19 protein-coding genes are annotated in these 16,429 nt (G+C 43.6%); 11 read left to right on the top strand and 8 right to left on the bottom strand.

Annotated features, from left to right (window positions below; all coding sequences use genetic code 11):
• Positions 1–209: 209 nt before the first annotated feature.
• Positions 210–449, bottom strand: a complete 240-nt coding sequence (locus ACWPAB_RS12520; RefSeq protein ID WP_003580868.1) for a hypothetical protein — start codon at positions 447–449, stop codon at positions 210–212.
• Between the two features lie 546 nt (positions 450–995).
• Between ACWPAB_RS12520 and ACWPAB_RS12515 the strand changes: the two genes are divergently transcribed.
• A complete protein-coding gene (locus tag ACWPAB_RS12515; protein ID WP_016383118.1) occupies positions 996–1,193 on the top strand; it encodes a hypothetical protein in 198 nt (65 codons plus the stop codon).
• A 361-nt stretch (positions 1,194–1,554) separates the two neighbouring features.
• Here ACWPAB_RS12515 and ACWPAB_RS12510 read toward each other — a convergent pair whose 3' ends face one another.
• Positions 1,555–2,361: a LytR/AlgR family response regulator transcription factor gene (locus ACWPAB_RS12510; RefSeq protein ID WP_003567351.1), complete on the bottom strand. Its 807-nt coding sequence runs from the start codon at positions 2,359–2,361 to the stop codon at positions 1,555–1,557.
• A gap of 4 nt (positions 2,362–2,365) precedes the next feature.
• Positions 2,366–3,664, bottom strand: a complete 1,299-nt coding sequence (locus ACWPAB_RS12505; protein WP_003580853.1) for a GHKL domain-containing protein — start codon at positions 3,662–3,664, stop codon at positions 2,366–2,368.
• Between the two features lie 189 nt (positions 3,665–3,853).
• On the opposite strand from ACWPAB_RS12505, the gene ACWPAB_RS12500 reads away from it, so the two are divergent.
• From ACWPAB_RS12500 to ACWPAB_RS12460, 9 genes are all read left to right on the top strand, one after another.
• Positions 3,854–3,991, top strand: coding sequence for a bacteriocin-like peptide, LSEI_2386 family (locus ACWPAB_RS12500; RefSeq protein WP_003571414.1), 138 nt, complete (start codon positions 3,854–3,856; stop codon positions 3,989–3,991).
• A 465-nt stretch (positions 3,992–4,456) separates the two neighbouring features.
• Complete coding sequence (locus tag ACWPAB_RS12495; protein WP_016381944.1) at positions 4,457–6,649, top strand: peptide cleavage/export ABC transporter; 2,193 nt, start codon at positions 4,457–4,459, stop codon at positions 6,647–6,649.
• A 10-nt stretch (positions 6,650–6,659) separates the two neighbouring features.
• Entirely contained in the window at positions 6,660–8,039 is a 1,380-nt protein-coding gene (locus ACWPAB_RS12490) for a bacteriocin secretion accessory protein (protein WP_003585563.1), read from the top strand.
• Between the two features lie 173 nt (positions 8,040–8,212).
• A complete protein-coding gene (locus ACWPAB_RS12485) occupies positions 8,213–8,563 on the top strand; it encodes a hypothetical protein (RefSeq protein ID WP_003567340.1) in 351 nt (116 codons plus the stop codon).
• Between the two features lie 72 nt (positions 8,564–8,635).
• Positions 8,636–8,947, top strand: a complete 312-nt coding sequence (locus tag ACWPAB_RS12480) for a hypothetical protein (protein ID WP_003580849.1) — start codon at positions 8,636–8,638, stop codon at positions 8,945–8,947.
• A gap of 305 nt (positions 8,948–9,252) precedes the next feature.
• Complete coding sequence (locus ACWPAB_RS12475) at positions 9,253–10,608, top strand: threonine/serine exporter family protein (RefSeq protein ID WP_003567335.1); 1,356 nt, start codon at positions 9,253–9,255, stop codon at positions 10,606–10,608.
• Between the two features lie 101 nt (positions 10,609–10,709).
• Positions 10,710–11,006, top strand: coding sequence for a bacteriocin immunity protein (locus tag ACWPAB_RS12470; protein ID WP_003580847.1), 297 nt, complete (start codon positions 10,710–10,712; stop codon positions 11,004–11,006).
• A 192-nt stretch (positions 11,007–11,198) separates the two neighbouring features.
• A complete protein-coding gene (locus tag ACWPAB_RS12465) occupies positions 11,199–11,483 on the top strand; it encodes a bacteriocin immunity protein (RefSeq protein ID WP_003580845.1) in 285 nt (94 codons plus the stop codon).
• 23 nt (positions 11,484–11,506) lie between these two features.
• A complete protein-coding gene (locus ACWPAB_RS12460) occupies positions 11,507–11,785 on the top strand; it encodes a bacteriocin immunity protein (RefSeq protein WP_003567328.1) in 279 nt (92 codons plus the stop codon).
• Between the two features lie 44 nt (positions 11,786–11,829).
• On the opposite strand, the gene ACWPAB_RS12455 is transcribed toward ACWPAB_RS12460, so the two are convergent.
• The 5 genes from ACWPAB_RS12455 to ACWPAB_RS12435 form a co-directional block, all read right to left on the bottom strand.
• On the bottom strand, positions 11,830–12,618 hold the full coding sequence (locus ACWPAB_RS12455; RefSeq protein WP_003580842.1) for a hypothetical protein: 789 nt from the start codon (positions 12,616–12,618) through the stop codon (positions 11,830–11,832).
• 52 nt (positions 12,619–12,670) lie between these two features.
• Positions 12,671–13,459, bottom strand: a complete 789-nt coding sequence (locus ACWPAB_RS12450; RefSeq protein ID WP_003580841.1) for a hypothetical protein — start codon at positions 13,457–13,459, stop codon at positions 12,671–12,673.
• Positions 13,456–13,785 (bottom strand): PadR family transcriptional regulator, encoded by a 330-nt coding sequence (locus ACWPAB_RS12445; RefSeq protein WP_003567322.1) that lies wholly within the window; start codon positions 13,783–13,785, stop codon positions 13,456–13,458. Before ACWPAB_RS12445 ends, ACWPAB_RS12450 begins: the two co-directional genes overlap by 4 nt.
• Before the next feature lie 135 nt (positions 13,786–13,920).
• Complete coding sequence (locus ACWPAB_RS12440; protein WP_003580838.1) at positions 13,921–14,568, bottom strand: helix-turn-helix domain-containing protein; 648 nt, start codon at positions 14,566–14,568, stop codon at positions 13,921–13,923.
• A 270-nt stretch (positions 14,569–14,838) separates the two neighbouring features.
• A complete protein-coding gene (locus tag ACWPAB_RS12435) occupies positions 14,839–15,894 on the bottom strand; it encodes an Mbeg1-like protein (RefSeq protein ID WP_003585559.1) in 1,056 nt (351 codons plus the stop codon).
• A gap of 208 nt (positions 15,895–16,102) precedes the next feature.
• Between ACWPAB_RS12435 and ACWPAB_RS12430 the strand changes: the two genes are divergently transcribed.
• Positions 16,103–16,429, top strand: a 327-nt coding sequence (locus tag ACWPAB_RS12430; protein ID WP_337451889.1) for a DNA/RNA helicase domain-containing protein, incomplete at its 3' end; no start/stop codon positions are given.

Raw genomic sequence — 16,429 nt, 5'->3', positions numbered from 1 at the left:
CTGATCTTAAGAACTGATGCTTGATATACTCAAGGAGGACAACATCTACCAACTTAAAGGAGATTTTTTCAACTTTGTATACTATTTTGGCTTATCAATATGATGACCTAGCTTGCACATGGCGATAGCGTACGAAGAAATTTGCTGACAGTAAGCATCGTACCTATGCTTACTACTGCCTATCGATACCATATATCTCTTAAAAGTTGTCACAAGATTGTCGGTATCTGCGCCATTGCTTTAGTTACTTCAATCATTTTAACTTCGATTAGCAGTGACCAGGGATAGCTCGGCGTCTCAAATAGATGCTTCAATTTAAGTTTATTCTTTGTCACACGTGTGGTTGATCGACAAACGTGTAAGACAGTTTTGGATCTTTTATTGAAGTGCCTGCTCATGGGATGTTTACCGAAGTTCATTTTTGAGGCAGCAATTAGTTCCATTTTCAAAATCCAGACAACCTCCAACTTTCTTGATTTATCAAGAAAGTTGGAGGTGTTTTTGTGGTAGTCATTTTATAGGCACTTATTAACTGGATGCGATGCGGTTATATCAAGCCTAATTCTTTTATTGATTGATCCTTATCACGCCCATTCGAAGAAAGAGTGTAACAGATAACAAGAGATTAGGTTGTGATAATGCGGATTTATTTCTAGTGCAACGTAGACAAAATTAGGAATTTTTTCGATGCCTTGTCTATCATAAACTAGTTTAAAAGCCGAAGAAGTAAACGTCGCAAAATTGTCTATTCCGCAGTACTTTTGCACTTTTTTTAAAAGAATTAACGAAAAACTTTAAATTACCAACGTTAAAAATTTTAGGACCACAGAACCATTTGTCGGACGTATACTGTGTGTAAGGTAGCTAAGCAGGCACTGAAAATTAGTGGACTTGTTACTTGGCATGGTGTTAAAAGGCATTGAAGCATGATATTGAGCTTTGGCTACCAGCTGGGAAAGTGGGCAGTCGCTTAAATAGTTAATCAGGAGGTCAACATGATCATAACTGGAGATAAAATGGCAAGATTTATTAGATGGCTCGGTATTGTTTTTTTACCCGTGTACATGCTTGCCTTTGTATTAAAGGTGATTCCTAAAGTTGACGTTATCGTACCGTTGTTAATATTAACAACTTCTTCTTTGACTTTTGCTTCTTCAAAATCGGGCAAGAGACAGGGCAAGTTAAAGAAATAGGTTTGAGAATCTGTCGCTTCTTAAAAGTTATTCTAAAGGTGTCATCAAATAGACAGGCGCTGCAATCAAGGACTGAAACAGTTTTTGATTGCAGCGCCTGTTTCTCATGAACTAATCAGCTGGACTAAGGTGTATTTATATCTCAAAATTAAACAGCATTAATGAGTAAGCACTGCTGTAAGAGATTCAGAGGAAACAACACTGAATCTGTTGTCGTATTCAGCAGTTAAATGAAACAGTTACTAGAAACTTTGATATTTCTGCCAGGTTATTGGAATATTGGAGTTTTTTCAAGTGACCTTTATTTTCATCACCGTTTAGATTCGCTTCTAGTGGAGACGCGAAAAAAGAGATATACCATTCAAGCATCATTTGACAGATCATTGGTAGCAGACTGTGGTTTATTCGCGGTCATCATGACCTGACGCAGGGCCGATACTCTACGAATGCTGACCTCAAGTTTGTCTTGATTATCCATGTAAACAAAACGGCCATGCGTGTCCAATTTAGAAATATGCGTTGGGTTGAGCAAAATGCTTCGATGACAGCGAAACAATGTTGGGTATTGGAGCGATACCTCCTTCAAGTTTCCCGGAAAGGTTGCGATTTCGCGTTCTGCATGTAGTTCCAACGTGCCAGAGATACCAGGGGTTGTTTGAATGTAAAGTAGCTCATCTAATATAACCGTAAAAAGATTTGAATCAATGCTGTAATTAAAAAGTCGTGGCGATTGCAATTGACGCGCCTTCAATCGCTTGATGGCATAAACAATATTTGATCGCAGTCGCGCTTCAACTTCAAAAAGGACACTTTTATCAATTAAGTCTAAAGGCGCAATTTTGTGGGCCAGAATCGACAAGGCTTCTTCAGTGTGACTGGTGATAAACATGATGTCAGCGTATAAGGACTTTTTTCGAAGGATGGTGGCGATATCAATACCACTTACAGAAGATCCAGGGATGTCAATGTCCAGCAGAAAAAGGCAGTCATTAATCTCTTCTAGATCAACAGCATCTAACAAATCTGTCGCTGACTGAGTGGTGAATTTGATTTCGGCATGCAATGCCTCAATCATAATATAATTGCGAAGTGTACTTTCTAGGAAATTCAAGAAGTCAGCATTGTCTTCCAAAATGAAAATCTTCAGCATCGTTTGGTGGTTGGTCATGAAGTCATCTCCCTATAAACAAAGTGATCTTTAGTTGCTTGTTAATAACGGTCTTTTTAATGACGATATTTTTATTCTGCTGAATTAACTCATTTATGATGGTCAAGCCATTGCCATGCCCGCGGCCTTTGGTTGTGAAACCGGGTTCTGTAAATTTTGCTAGATTAAAATCATCATTGATATCGTTGACGACGCTTGCTTCTAGCCCCCGATCTGAAGCCACTAGCAGGACGCTGAAATGAGTCTTGTTAATCCTGATAGATTCTTCTAAGGCGTTATCGATTAAGATACCAAGTGCTCTGATGACGGCAAAACCGGCATTATTACTCAGCGGTTGGATTGTTCCTTCGGTGTGGATGTGTAATCTAATACCACTATTCGTCGCTTCTGACCACTTCAAATAGAGGAGATTTCGAAGCGGATCACTTTCGATTGCTGCTAATGAGTCCTTGCCACTTTCAGCTTGTTGTATTGACCTTTGAGCTTGCGCGATGATATTGCTCGTGTCAGAAGATTGACTTGCTGAAGTTTGTTGCAATGAAAGTTGGAGCGTTGCTAGTAGGTTCTTATAATCATGAAGAAGCTTGCTAGTATTTTCCCTTTGTTGGTTAAGTGATGCATAGTAAGCTCGTCGTGATTCATTTGTGTGTTTAACGACCAGTAGCTCAAGATAGTATCGGTAAGATCTCAAAATAAAAAATAGAGAGCATAAATTGACAACCATGAAAAAAATGAAGGCAGATAGTATGAGTAGAGCAAGAACATTATCAAGCTTTAGGAGTATAAAGGTAAACTCTAGAAAGTACATGACAGTGCAAGAAGCACCTAGGTAAAAGATAGCCGACATCCAAATACCATCTTTTTCTTGAACCAAATGACGCATATTATTGACAATTTTTTTCCTCGTACCAAACAACCAAATAGCCAATATGAGCAGTACGATATTGGTGATTAATTTAGACGTTATGCTTATAAAGAAAAAGTTATTGGTCATTGATAACGTGAAGGACTTTTCCAGTAGTGTTTGAAAATTGACAATAATCAAGTTGATTTCCAAAAATAGGAAAACCCAGAATACATCAGATCGGTTATGAGTTTTTGACATGTAGTAGGCATAGATCAATCCAAAGAAGATTTCACCAAGTAGCGATAGTGTTGTAGACAACACTATCGCTAAGATGGACCAAAAAAAAATGTGAATGAGATTAATTCGGTTGAAAAAAATATATGACAGAAACGTTATGCCTAGGATGAACACGGGTGATGTTAAAAGAATATAGGCTAGATCAGAATAAGTTTCCATGGAGTTGACCTCTGAATGCTGAGTAGGGTTAAAAAATCATTGTAACAAACTAAGAAGAGACGTAGAAGCGACGTTAATCGGCGAAAACCCTACGTTTATTTTTGGAAAACAAGAACAAGCCAAAAGTCTGTTACATTGAATTCATGTAAAGCAAAAGAATACTTCAACTTGAATGAGGAGGAAAAAGAAATGAAACAGTTTGATGAGCAGAAAATGGTCAATATGAGTGACGAAGAACTTTTGGGATTCATTGGAGGTGACAGCATCCGTGATGTTTCGCCAACATTCAACAAAATAAGAAGATGGTTTGATGGTTTGTTTAAATAAATCAGGGAAATCGTGTTTACGAGGTTTCGCTCGCATCTAAATCATTAAGGTAGATGAAATAAAGGTAAGGCCGGTAACCAACTTGTTCTGGCAGCTCTTTAAAACAAAAGAATTAGATTATTGATCATTTCTTTAATTAAAAGATTATATTACTACGATAATAATATATAAAAATAACTTTATATATTATTAAATCGGGTACCGCGTTATCGGTGACAGTATATCATATCTTTTCTAAACAATTTCATGCTTTGCACAATTTTCTTGGATTTTAAGTTTTATGTTAAACGCTTTTACAGAGAAAATGGTGTTCCACAAGCCTTCGCAGAATTTGACTGATTAGTGGCTTCTGGGACAGTCTTCTCCTCTGTAAGGTTAAGGGTTGTCATAACGACAACCCATTTTTTAAACAGTTCAAGGTATCACTTATTTAGAAAAATCCAGCACCAACCAGGAGGCATGCCCATGATCAAATACAACCTAAAGCTCGGCCAAGCACAGTATTACAAGCGTTACTACACGCCTCAGGTGGATGAGCGCGATTGCGGGGTTGCGGCGCTTAATATGTTGCTGCAATTTAATGGCTCGGATTATTCGCTAGCGCATCTGCGACAGTTGGCGAAGACGGATCAGGAAGGGACGATGGCATTAGGGATTGTCCGCGCTGCTCAGGCGCTTCATTTTGAAACCAAGGCGGTCAAGGCGGATATGACGCTGTTTGATCTTGATGATGTTCCTTATCCGTTTCTTGTCCATGTTTTGAAGCGTGGCGAGTTGCTTCATTATTATGTGGTGTTTAAGGCGACAAAGGATCATATCTTGATTGGCGATCCTGATCCATCAGTAGCGATGACCTGGCTTCCCAAAGAGCGCTTTGCGAAGGAGTGGTCGGGGGTCGCTATTTTTATTGCGCCAGAACCGCAATATCAACCACGCAAAGAGGACAAAGGCAGTCTCTTTGCGTTTGTGCCGATACTAGCGCGACAAAAAGGGATCATTGCCAATATTATTGTCGCCGCTGTGTTGATTACGTTGATTAGTATTGTCGGGTCTTATTTTCTTCAGTCGATTATTGATACTTATATTCCAAACGGGATGCGCACAACTTTGGGAATGATTGCCAGTGGTCTCATCCTTGCTTATGTCCTGCAGTCGGTTTTAACCTATGGGCAAAATTTTTTGATGGCTGTTTTAGGACAGCGTTTGTCGATTGATGTCATTTTGGGTTACGTTAGGCATCTTTATGAATTACCGATGTCCTTCTTTTCCACGCGTCGGACTGGGGAGATTGTATCGCGGTTTTCCGATGCTAATAAGATTATTGATGCGCTGGCAAACACAATTATGACCTTGTTTCTTGATATTTGGATTGTCTTAATTTTAGGGATCGTGTTAGGCATTCAAAACACCACCTTATTCTTGGTGTCTTTAATTGCTGTGCCTTGTTATTTGGTGATTGTGTTCGCTTTTCAGCGGCCATTTAATCGACTGAATCAAGAGACGATGGAAAGCAATGCCATATTGAGTTCATCCATTATCGAGGATTTGAACGGGATTGAGACGATTAAATCACTGACCGGTGAGAAAGTCAGTTATGAACGGGTTGACCGTGAATTCGTCACGTATTTGAAAAAGTCGTTCAATTATACAAAAGCTGATCAACTGCAGCAGGCGATCAAGGGACTGCTGAAGTTGGTTTTGAATGTGGTCGTGCTGTGGATTGGTGCGAGTTTGGTGATGGCTAACAAGATGAGTCTAGGACAGATGCTGACGTTCAATGCGTTGTTGGCATATTTCACTAATCCGTTAGAAAGCATCATTAATTTGCAACCAAAATTGCAAATGGCCAAAGTCGCGAATAACCGGCTGAATGAAGTGTATTTGGTTGAATCGGAGTTTAAAGAACAGCGAAGTTTGAATGATCGGCATTTAATTGATGGCGCTATCAACGTGACCGATGTGTCTTTTAAGTATGGTTTTGGGCAAGATGTTTTGAAACAAATCAACCTTGAAATCCCGGAGAATGCCAAATACACCATTGTCGGCATGAGTGGATCAGGGAAATCGACCTTAGCCAAGTTGCTAGTAGGTTTCTATCCAGTGGACACTGGCAAAGGGAAAATCACATTTAATGGGGTTCCCATCAGTGATGTTGATCTGACAACGTTACGACAATATATCGAGTATGTACCACAAGATCCGTTTATTTTTTCTGGCTCAGTCATTGAAAACTTAACGTTGGGTAGCCGTTCGAATATCACTGAAGCCGATATTGAAGCTGCCTGTTCAGTGGCGGAAATTGCCGGAGATATTTCGAATTTGCCGCAGATATGGCAGACCAAACTTTCTGAAAGCGGCAGTATTTTATCGGGTGGACAAAAGCAGCGCCTAGCAATTGCCCGCGCGTTATTATCACCGGCAAAAGTGTTGATTTTTGATGAATCGACCAGCAGTTTAGATACGATCACCGAGCGAAAAATTGTTGATCGGTTGTTAGCGATGACTGATCGAACCATTATTTTTGTGGCTCATCGGCTCACTATTGCTGCTAAAACGGAACAGATTGTGGTCATGGATCATGGTGCGATTGTTGAACAAGGAAATCATGCTGAGTTATTGGCCAAACAAGGCTATTATGCTCGGTTGGTAAGTGAGTGAGGAGGCCGCGATGATTGATCTAAAGAAGTTAGAGACAACCGAGTTTTATAACCATCGCTACCGTAATTTTTCAACAGTCATTATTGTGCCGACCGCGATCCTTTTTGTTTTGTTGTTGCTTTTTCTGATCTTCGCCAAGCGCGAGGTGACCGTTTTAACAGCGGCGGAAATTGCGCCGGTCAAAACGGCGGTCACGGTTCAAGGGACGGCGGCGAATCGAATTGTGACGAATCATATGAAGGAAGGCAAGCATGTCAAACGCGGCGACACGCTGCTGGTGTATCACGATGTGGCTCATCCGGCCCAATTGAAAGTGCTTGAACAGCAACTGGCGACGTTGAAAGATCAAAAAGCGCAGCTCGAAGTTCTCAACCAGAGTATTGCTGCCAATAAAAACCTTTTTGCGAGTCCTGATAAATTCGGTTATCAGCAACAAGTTCGCGATTATCTCAGCCAACGTCGGGTTTACGAACTGGAATCGGAAGCCTTGCATGCGACCCAAGGTGTGGCCGATGGTAAGAGCAAAGAAATCGATCAATTGTTGCAAACCAGTATGCAGGCAAGCGAGGCTAAAATGACGGCGATTCGTGAGGCCCAAACGGCCATACGAACCGATCGGCCATTAAGTGACAATCACACGTACAACTATCTTTATTTGCAATATAAAGCCGAGGCTAAGAATGCCGATGCTGCTAATTTGAACAGTTTGAAAGGTCAGTACCAGTCACAGTTGCAAAACTTATTGACAACCGAAAAGGAAACCCTCGCTTCCTTGCGCACCCAACGCATCAACCAGAAGCAGGCCGATCTTTCAGTGCAGCAAACAGGGCAGAACGAGGCAAAACTGGCCTCGTTGCAAAGCCATATGCAGCAAACCATGACTGCAGAACAGGTGAAAGTCCAACAAGGTACCCAAGAAGGCGAGGCGAAACTTGCGGCACTAAAGGACGAAAGTAAGAACTACCAAGTCAAAGCATCAGCAAGCGGTGTTTTGCATCTTGAAGCATCCTTAAGTGGCAACAAGTACATTCCAGCTGGCACCGTTTTGGCGCAAATCTTGCCAGACTTAGCCACGCAAAAAGAAGCTGAGTTGAAGCTGGCGGTTTCGCCAGCGGAAATCATGAGTTTGAAACGTGGTCAAAGCGTTCGACTGCGAATTGCGGAGAATGTCCCATCACCGATGACGCTGACTGGCCGGATTGATGCCATTGATGTCGCACCAACTGTGAATGCTAAGGTTGGCAATTACTTTAAAGTACAGGCCCGAGTGCCACTGAGTGAACGACAGCGGCAGACCTTGCACTACGGTATCGCAGGACAGGCCGCCGTTATCACGGGAACGAAAACTTACTGGCAATATTTTGTCGATAAAATGTTTAATCACCAGTAAAATTAAGGCTCATTTTTAGGTGAAATATGAAAAATACGACGTTAATCGGCCAAAACACGACGTTAATCGACAGATTGCGTCACACAACGCGGGAGATGGTAATCTTACAATAAGCAAGTGCTTGTTAAAGTTGGGATGGGCGTTATCTTTTGTTAAGGGAAAGGTAAAGGGGTATGGAATATCAACTTGAAATGGAAGCTAGGAAATTGATTATGATTCTCCGTCATGAAATTCATCAGTTACACCCGCTCAATCGGTCACCGGAGATGGCGTACGTCGTTGATAGAGTCGCCGGTGATATGGACAATGAACTGCCGCATGGGCCGGAGTTTGATCGCCAATTGTTTAGATTTGCCCAAAAAATTGATTTCATTTTGTCAACCCAAAGTATCCAGTTGAGTCAATTGGGGCGGGATGCGATTGATGACATTCGACGGTTGGCGAACGGGGAACCACTTGGCAAGCCAGAACCGGAAAGGCGTGGCATACAACGCTTTTTTGCCCATTTGTTTGGCTGTAACTAAAAACATTGGAAACACACTGGTTGTCGCTTAGCGTGTCGATCGTTTGATCGGCAGCAGGATCACAAGTTTGGGGTGTTGAAGATAGACGCTTTGGTCGATGCAGGTATGGTGAGCTTGATGGTGATGGGCGGTGTCATTTGTTACGCGGTGCCGGTCTTTTGGAAAAGAATACTTCGCAGACACCTGATTCACGAGATTAAGACCCTGAATCAAGGATTGCAGTTATCAAGCAAAGCCATGAGCCAATTAATTGATCCGGAAAATCCTTATATGGTATTTGCTGATGAAAATGGTGAACTGGATTTTTCATTTTTGTGGCTAGGCAACTTGCGTCAATTGAGGCGTGAACTGCGTCTAATTAAAGAACAGAAAGCTAGGGTTTGACGACGCGTTGGTGATTTAATCAAAACTAGCCTAGAGGCACCCGACCCATTTTTGCGGCTAGTGGCGTAGACGAAGGAGGTTAAGTTTTGAATGATGGGCATATCATTTGTTATCTCGTAGCTGCTGTGTTAGCTGCTTTAAAAAGTGTCATTTGAGTGCCGTATTTCAGCGTAAACTGTCGGGGTAAGAGACGAGGCCTGGTTTGATCGCCAACGCGTGTACGTTAGATGTGCTAAAATAGTGAATGTTTATTTTCATTTTTTCAAGATAACACATTCCTATAAGAAGAAGGATCGGCACAAGTTATGACGGCAAAAAGTAATCAGACAGCGCGAGGAACGCGGCCACTTTCAGAAAAACATCACATGCAGATTCCATGGTATGACGTGATTGTCAGCGAAGAACGGCAGGCAGATCATGCCACGCTTGAGGAACGTGCTTCACTCGTTGGTCGGGTGGGGATTATGTTGCTGGCGTGTGGAACTGGGGCATGGCGCGTGCGTGAAGCTATGAACACGGTTGCGCGTGCTTTGCGAATGTCGTGTTCTGCTGATATTGGCCTCATTTCGTTATCCTACACTTGTTTTAGTAACAACCACGCCTACTCCGAAGTTCTCTCATTATCGCAAAGCGGCGTGAACACAGATAAACTTGATGCACTTGAACGGTTTGTGCGCAATTTTGAAAAGCAATATACCACGGAAACGGTGCGCGAGATTCATCATCGGCTCGATCAGATCCAGAAAATGTCGGGTAATTATGATCCGCTGCGAGCAGGATTGGCTGCGGCACTGGCGTGTTGCGCTTTCGTTTTTCTGCTTGGCGGTGGTCCAGTTGAGATGGTTTGCTGTTTTGTTGGTGCGGGTATCGGCAATTGGTTGCGTGGTATTATGATTCGCCGCAGCTGGACCTTGTTGGCCTGCATTGGCGTCAGTGTTGCTGTTGCTTGCTTAGCGTACTTCCTTGTTTTTCGTGGATTGGAAATGAGTCTAGGCATCGCTGCGCGGCATGAGGCCGGTTATATTGGTGCCATGCTGTTCGTGATTCCCGGTTTTCCGTTCATCACGAGTATGTTAGATATTTCGAAGCAAGATATGCGGTCAGGGATGGAGCGCCTGCTGTATGCCTTGATGATTACGATTGTCGCATCACTGGTCGGTTGGTTAGTCGCGATGATTGTGCACTTGCGCCCTGAAAACTTTGTTGATCTGGGATTGAATCCAATGCTTTTGCTGCTTTTTCGGTTGATTGCCAGTTTCAGTGGCGTCTTTGGTTTCTCGGTTATGTTTAACAGTCCAAAGCGCATGGCGGTACAAGCTGGGTTGATTGGGGCAGTGGCGAATACACTGCGACTTGAACTGGTCGATTTGAGCACGATTCCACCGGCGGCTGCCGCTTTTATTGGCGCATTGGTCGCGGGGTTACTTGCTTCGGCGATCAATCGAATTGACGGCTACCCACGGATCTCGCTCACAGTGCCATCCATTGTGATCATGGTGCCTGGCTTGTATATTTATCGAGCGATTTATAACATCGGCTTAAATAATATCGGCGTTGGCGCTGAATGGATGACCCGCGCCGCTTTGATTATCATGTTTTTACCATTGGGACTGTTTACGGCCCGCTTGATCATGGATTCGCGATGGCGGAAAAGTGATTGAGAGCATCATTTGGTTGGACACAAAAGGCCCATTTCACGTGGTACCATGGCGCGAAATGGGCCTTTTTGTGTTCCGAAAGACTTTTAAGAGGTGAAGGAAGAATGAGTATTTTAAAATGGTATGCTGGCGGTCAAGACCGAGCAGAACAAGCGATCAGTATTTTAACTGAACTGGTGGCAGACCTAAATCATAGCCAGCAGAAAATGCCGTTACAACAAGTGTTAAGTGATTATATAGAGGCGTTTAGAAAGAAGGACTCAGCTGTTCCGTTCATTCTGAGCCGCATGAATCTTGACATTTCCAGCGCTCTGAAAAACAACCAGATTGTGTTAACTGTTTCAGAGTCGGATAAGCTTGATGTATTGATGGCCCTGGCGAATATTCGGTATGGTTACTAACAATAGCTATCCAGTGTTTTGGGGGCGGTAACAGCAGTCAATCATGGTTCAGTTCACATGACAATTTGAAAAATTAAAACCAGCCGTTATGTTTGGCATGTCGGTGGTTGGTGGCTGATCGGTCATCCGTATCAACATTGCGCCGCATTTTTTGAAGTGTTAAACTGCCGTTATCGTTAGGAGCTGATCGTATTGGGTGGAAAGGAAACACGGTTATTTCAGGCCATTGATGGTGCCTATAATGATGCCGCAGTTCAGTCGGATGATGAGATTAAACGTTTTTTATTTGAATCAGCCCAGCGATTGGCAAGTGGTGATCGGTTCAGTTACGTCGCTGCCCGCCTTGACAGCTTCATCGCGTCTTATTCGCAGGTTCATCACTTTCAGTATCCGTCTGCACTTGAGCCAGTTTATAAATTGGTAGCAGGCGCTAGTATGCGAGCGCGCGGAGGTGGCGGGTTGAGCGTTTGGCTTTGAATATTTGTAAGGAGGACACGTCCATGAAAAAACAAGAAACACAATTGTTTGAAGCAATCGATGTTGCTTATGCAGATCCTGAGATTGCCAAACAGGATGATCTTCGAAAGTTGTTGTTCACATCAGCGCAACATCTGCAAAATGGTGATCCCTATCAGATGGTTGCTGTGAAGTTGAAGAACAGCATTTCACGCTACGTGGCCTTGCATCAGTTGGATGCACCTGACGCACTGAACAAACTTTATATGAAGATTGGGCCAATGGACGATCGAGACTGGGGATTGACTCAGATTTTTAGATGAACTTGACTACCTACAGAAGGGCTTTTGCACAAGCAAGGGCTTTTTTAATTTGCCGCAATCACGGATTTTGGCTCAGGATGATAGAAAAGCAGTACTGTTGCGCACAGGACACCAGCGATTGCTAGGCCGACCGTTAAACTGGATGCTGGTAAGAGGAAACCGAGCAAGGCGAGCAGCCAGATGCCAGTCCAACTAATTAGGAGTAAAGCAATGGTGCGAAAGTAGCCAGCCAGACATAAGTTGACCAGCCCGATGCCAACACAAAGGCTAATGAGGAGTGGGCGGGAAAACGAAAAGGCATTTGTTTTAGCCGAAAAATAGCCGATTAGCAAAGGGACGATGATAAAAAGAGCAAAGGCGATTAGAAGGCCGAAAATGGTTTTAGAAGAGACTTTGTTGAATGAAATGCCGCGGGCAAAGGGAACGCCAATGAAAGCAAACACGACAGCAACAGGTGCCGCGATACTGCTTAATGAAAGTCGATGCTCTTGGCCAACTAGCATCGTGAAAATGATGGATGCAAATAGAAACATGACAATCGGCCAGTATTGATCAAAGAGATACCAGGCAGGCACACGCGGCAATTCCTTCAAAATATTGTCCGCCGCGGTCTGCGGATCGTCACTAAAGAATGCAGCCACGCGATGGCCGGCTGTTTGTGCATCGGTCAATGTCGTTAGTAGGTCATTGATAGCTTGTTCAATAGCGTACGGATCTTTGCGTAAATCAGTCCGCAAATAGCCGATGACGGTTTCGGTGTAGGTATAGTCAGTGCCGTGAATGGCTTTTAGTTGTTGATCGTTTGCAGTTCGGAGTTGTTTTAACTTTTTCATGAGTAGCCTCCATAAAGCATTTGGCACCGTTGTCGTGATAAGGATCGTCAGGTCAGGATACTTCCAGATGTGACTGTGACTCAGGACGGTAGAAAAGTAGCAGCAAACAAGCGCCTAGGCCAACAAAGGCCAAGCCAACGGATAATTCCGAAATTGGCAAGAAAAGCGTCGCCGCCGTGAAAGCCCAGATTGCTGACCACCCAAGGAATAATAAAGCGTTTTTTCGAAAGCAGGCCGCAAGCCCTAAATTCAGAAAGACAAAGCCGCCACAGATGGGAATCAGTGTGGTGCTAGAAAACGATAGGTTGAAAACATGATTTGACACATAGCCAATTAGTAGAGGCAGGCCAACGATGAGGAATAGGCTGATCAAGACACGACGGATTGTTTTACGAGAAAGCCGATTAAACGAGATACCTCGACCAAATGAAATGCCAAAGAGGCCTAACGAAACGATCAACATGGGGAAAAAGTCGGTTAGTAAGAGGCGGGTTTCGTGATCGACCACCATCATCAAGATGCCGTCAATCAGCGGAAACATGGCAAAAGGCCAGAATAGGCTGACAAAATAATCAAGCGGGGCAGGCGGCAATTCTTTTAAAATATTATCTGCTGCTGTTTCAGGATCATCGCCAAAGAAGGTTGAGACTTTGCGTCCTGCTGTTTGAGCATCAATCAAAGTTGTCAACAAATCGCTAATCGCATGCTCAACCGCATATGGATTCTTGCGAAGCGCACCACGCAGATAGATAACCACCGTTTCGGTATAAGCGTAATCTGTGCCGTGAATTTGTTTGAGCTGTTGATCGTTAGCCATACGCATTTGGTTCAACTTTTTCATGTTGTGCCTCCTTGGTTGAGCTTAGCCATCGCTTGACTCAGTTGGTGCCATTGTTGTTGAAAATCAGCCAGCGTTTGTTGGCCAGCCTCGGTTAAGTGATAGTATTTTCGATCCGGTCCGCTTTCCGATGCTCGCCGGACGCCCACAATTGATTTATTTTTTTGCAGTTTCAGTAGCAACGGGTAAATGGTACCTTCAGGAATATCGCCAAAGCCCAGCGCACCTAACTGTTCGTGTAATCCGTAGCCATAAATATCGCCTTGTTGGATGATCTGTAAAATGGCGCCTTCGAGAATGCCTTTTAACATTTGCGATGAAGGTTGCATGGCTTAACCTCCTTTTGGTACCTTGTTAAGCATAGTATAATCGTGAGGGGGTACCTTGTAAAGCAAGATACACATTTAAGAAAAAAGTCAGCAACATATGCTGACTAATTGGGCGTATCAGCCTGAGCTGGTGGGTTACTTAGTTTCTTTTAGCTCACCATAGCCAAAAATCATGAAGATGACACTAAAAGTTTGGGCTAGTGGTTTAACAAGTGTGCCCGTATAAAATCCAGCTGCGGCCGCTAATTTATTGCCACCGGATATGGAGGGTGGAACTAAGCCAATAGTTTTTATATGAATAAGGAAGAAGATCGCGCCAAAGCCGACCACAAAAAGGCCCAGCAATAGTTGATGAGGAATGTTGTTAACCCAGGCACGATAGTTAGGATAATGGGTTGCTAGTACAACAACGTTAATGCTGAGCGCAAGTGAGAATAAGCCTGCGAATGGTTTCAAGTTGGGCGAGATGATTATCAGTGCCCAGCCAATTAAAAAGAGAATGATATTCAAATAATAGGTAACTTGAAAATACTTTTGATCCCGTTGTGCATGTTTGTCAATCGCGTCGTAATGATCTGTCATCGTCTGATCCTCCCGTAATAGTTGATCCAAAGAAATATCATAAAAATCGCTAATCCTGACGAGTGTGCCGATGTCAGGAAAACTGCGCGCATTTTCCCAGCTGGAAATTGTTTTTGGGGAAACGTGTAATTGCTCGGCAATTTGTGTTTGTGTGAGTTGTTGCTGTTGGCGAGCCAGTTTGAGTTTGTCGCTGAATTGCATGTCCTTCACCACCTGCTATTATTGTTGAGGCAGGAATAAAATTACACAAGCTTTTTTCAATTGATAGAGGTCTGAGAATCATAGAGTCATTGATATGACGCGATTTTGATGCACATTGCTGATGAATGATTGTTGACACTAGTGCGCAGGATAAGTTGAATGCTTGCTAAAATGTGGGGTAGCTTTTGGCCAGGATGCAGATGATTTGGCCAGCTTTCACGACCATGGGTGCATTAAAAAAGCCCGGCATCTGCCGAGCTTGTGACCCTCTTAATGCGTTTGAACCAGCGAGCCAGCCATGGCACCGAGGAGGCAGCGGAATGAGCGGCCAAGTTGTTGCCGATGATGTTTATCGAGGCGCCGGAAAGCCCCAAGATAGTGGCGCCAATGATTTTTTGTTTTTGCTAGATCATCCAAGGTGATGGCATTGCCGCTGCGCAAAATGCGGTAAAGTGCGTCCACGGTAACCGCGGTGGCTTTGGCATCAAGGCCAGCTAACCAAAGGGCAAAAGTTTTTTGGAAATAGCGTGATGCCCATGTTGTGGTTGGCAAGTGAGCGAAGGTCGTGTCGGCAATGTTCCAAGTAAGAACATCGTGTTGGCCGAACAACTTCACGCGACTTTTGACCACCTCAAAATTCATCGCTGGATCGAGACTGACGCCAATTAAGGAGCTTTGTGGAACGAGCTTGGTGACACGGTCACGATGGCTTGGATCAAGCGGGACACCGCTCGGCCCATCGAAGCTATAGACATGGGCAACTTGACTGGCTAATGGTTGTGGCAAGTGGTCAAACGCATAGGTGGCGATACTGCCGCCTTTGGAATGGCCAGTCAGGTAATAAGTGCCGGGATGCTGACTGATTTGTTTAATCAAGTAGCTTAATGCCCGACGCTGCGCTGGAATCGTTGGCATGAAGCTCATATTGAAATCTTCTTTCCAACCAACCAGTTTATTGGTTGTCCCCCGAAAACTGACACAATAAACCCCGGGGGCTAATGTGAATGTGATGGCCGCGAAGTCTTCTTCGTTGCGATGGCTACAAGTTTCCAGCCAGTTTTCCCAAGTAACCCGGGCAAAACGTTCACTGTGGCGCATGGCGTCTAACATGATCTGATGAGTTGGAATCGCCCAAGTAGTCAAGGTAGCCCTGTTTAGGCGGGTACTGTCATTTAAATCGGCAAAACGCGCATATGGCTGGCCGATCAGGTAATTGAAGTTCAAATAACCGAGTTGCGCAAATAAACCCGCATCAAGTTCAGTGAGCGGTGTTTGTTGAAATGACGCCAAGCTATGGCGTTGAGGGTAATCAGCAATTGAAGGCATTTCAATACTCCTAGTTCTTGAATAACTTTTTCGAGAAACTGACTATCTCTAGTGTAACCGGTTTACTGGGTTAAAGTATGTAATATGCTGTTAATTGTTGTGTATATTTAATGTTCTTTTTTAAAATGTTTTAAAAGTACCGACAAAATCAAGTCACAGCAGTGTTTGCACGCCAGAATGCTGTATTGTTGTTAACGGAGGTGTTCGTATGCCAGATTTAGCACAGTCAACGTTTATTTTGCCGCAAGATGCGACACTGACCTCAGAACAGTCAGCATTGGAACAGCGAATTTGGACCTTTATCAACGACAATCACAACACAACGTCAACGCATCTATTGATCATTTCGGGTGATGCCGGTGCTGGTAAAAGTGTGGTGTTGGATGCTGCTTTTGCGCAGTTGCAAAAAGCTGCCCGTGCGACAAGCGGCGAGTTGGCTGGCACAGACAACAAGTTGTTGGTAAATCACAATGAAATGCTGAAGATTTACAAAGAAATTGCTGGTACAAAGTCTTATTTTCGAAAGAAAGACTTT

This window comes from Lacticaseibacillus sp. 30 (assembly GCF_053819265.1).
This window is presented reverse-complemented; position numbering and strand designations above follow the sequence as displayed.

What these genes read in the sequence shown, in the direction of transcription:
- ACWPAB_RS12515 (WP_016383118.1), top strand. Translation starts at nt 996, where the DNA reads ATGATCATAACTGGAGATAAAATGGCAAGATTTATTAGATGGCTCGGT.
- ACWPAB_RS12510 (WP_003567351.1), bottom strand. Translation starts at nt 2,361, where the DNA reads ATGACCAACCACCAAACGATGCTGAAGATTTTCATTTTGGAAGACAAT.
- ACWPAB_RS12505 (WP_003580853.1), bottom strand. Translation starts at nt 3,664, where the DNA reads ATGGAAACTTATTCTGATCTAGCCTATATTCTTTTAACATCACCCGTG.
- ACWPAB_RS12500 (WP_003571414.1), top strand. Translation starts at nt 3,854, where the DNA reads ATGAAACAGTTTGATGAGCAGAAAATGGTCAATATGAGTGACGAAGAA.
- ACWPAB_RS12495 (WP_016381944.1), top strand. Translation starts at nt 4,457, where the DNA reads ATGATCAAATACAACCTAAAGCTCGGCCAAGCACAGTATTACAAGCGT.
- ACWPAB_RS12490 (WP_003585563.1), top strand. Translation starts at nt 6,660, where the DNA reads ATGATTGATCTAAAGAAGTTAGAGACAACCGAGTTTTATAACCATCGC.
- ACWPAB_RS12485 (WP_003567340.1), top strand. Translation starts at nt 8,213, where the DNA reads ATGGAATATCAACTTGAAATGGAAGCTAGGAAATTGATTATGATTCTC.
- ACWPAB_RS12475 (WP_003567335.1), top strand. Translation starts at nt 9,253, where the DNA reads ATGACGGCAAAAAGTAATCAGACAGCGCGAGGAACGCGGCCACTTTCA.
- ACWPAB_RS12470 (WP_003580847.1), top strand. Translation starts at nt 10,710, where the DNA reads ATGAGTATTTTAAAATGGTATGCTGGCGGTCAAGACCGAGCAGAACAA.
- ACWPAB_RS12460 (WP_003567328.1), top strand. Translation starts at nt 11,507, where the DNA reads ATGAAAAAACAAGAAACACAATTGTTTGAAGCAATCGATGTTGCTTAT.
- ACWPAB_RS12455 (WP_003580842.1), bottom strand. Translation starts at nt 12,618, where the DNA reads ATGAAAAAGTTAAAACAACTCCGAACTGCAAACGATCAACAACTAAAA.
- ACWPAB_RS12450 (WP_003580841.1), bottom strand. Translation starts at nt 13,459, where the DNA reads ATGAAAAAGTTGAACCAAATGCGTATGGCTAACGATCAACAGCTCAAA.
- ACWPAB_RS12445 (WP_003567322.1), bottom strand. Translation starts at nt 13,785, where the DNA reads ATGCAACCTTCATCGCAAATGTTAAAAGGCATTCTCGAAGGCGCCATT.
- ACWPAB_RS12440 (WP_003580838.1), bottom strand. Translation starts at nt 14,568, where the DNA reads ATGCAATTCAGCGACAAACTCAAACTGGCTCGCCAACAGCAACAACTC.
- ACWPAB_RS12435 (WP_003585559.1), bottom strand. Translation starts at nt 15,894, where the DNA reads ATGCCTTCAATTGCTGATTACCCTCAACGCCATAGCTTGGCGTCATTT.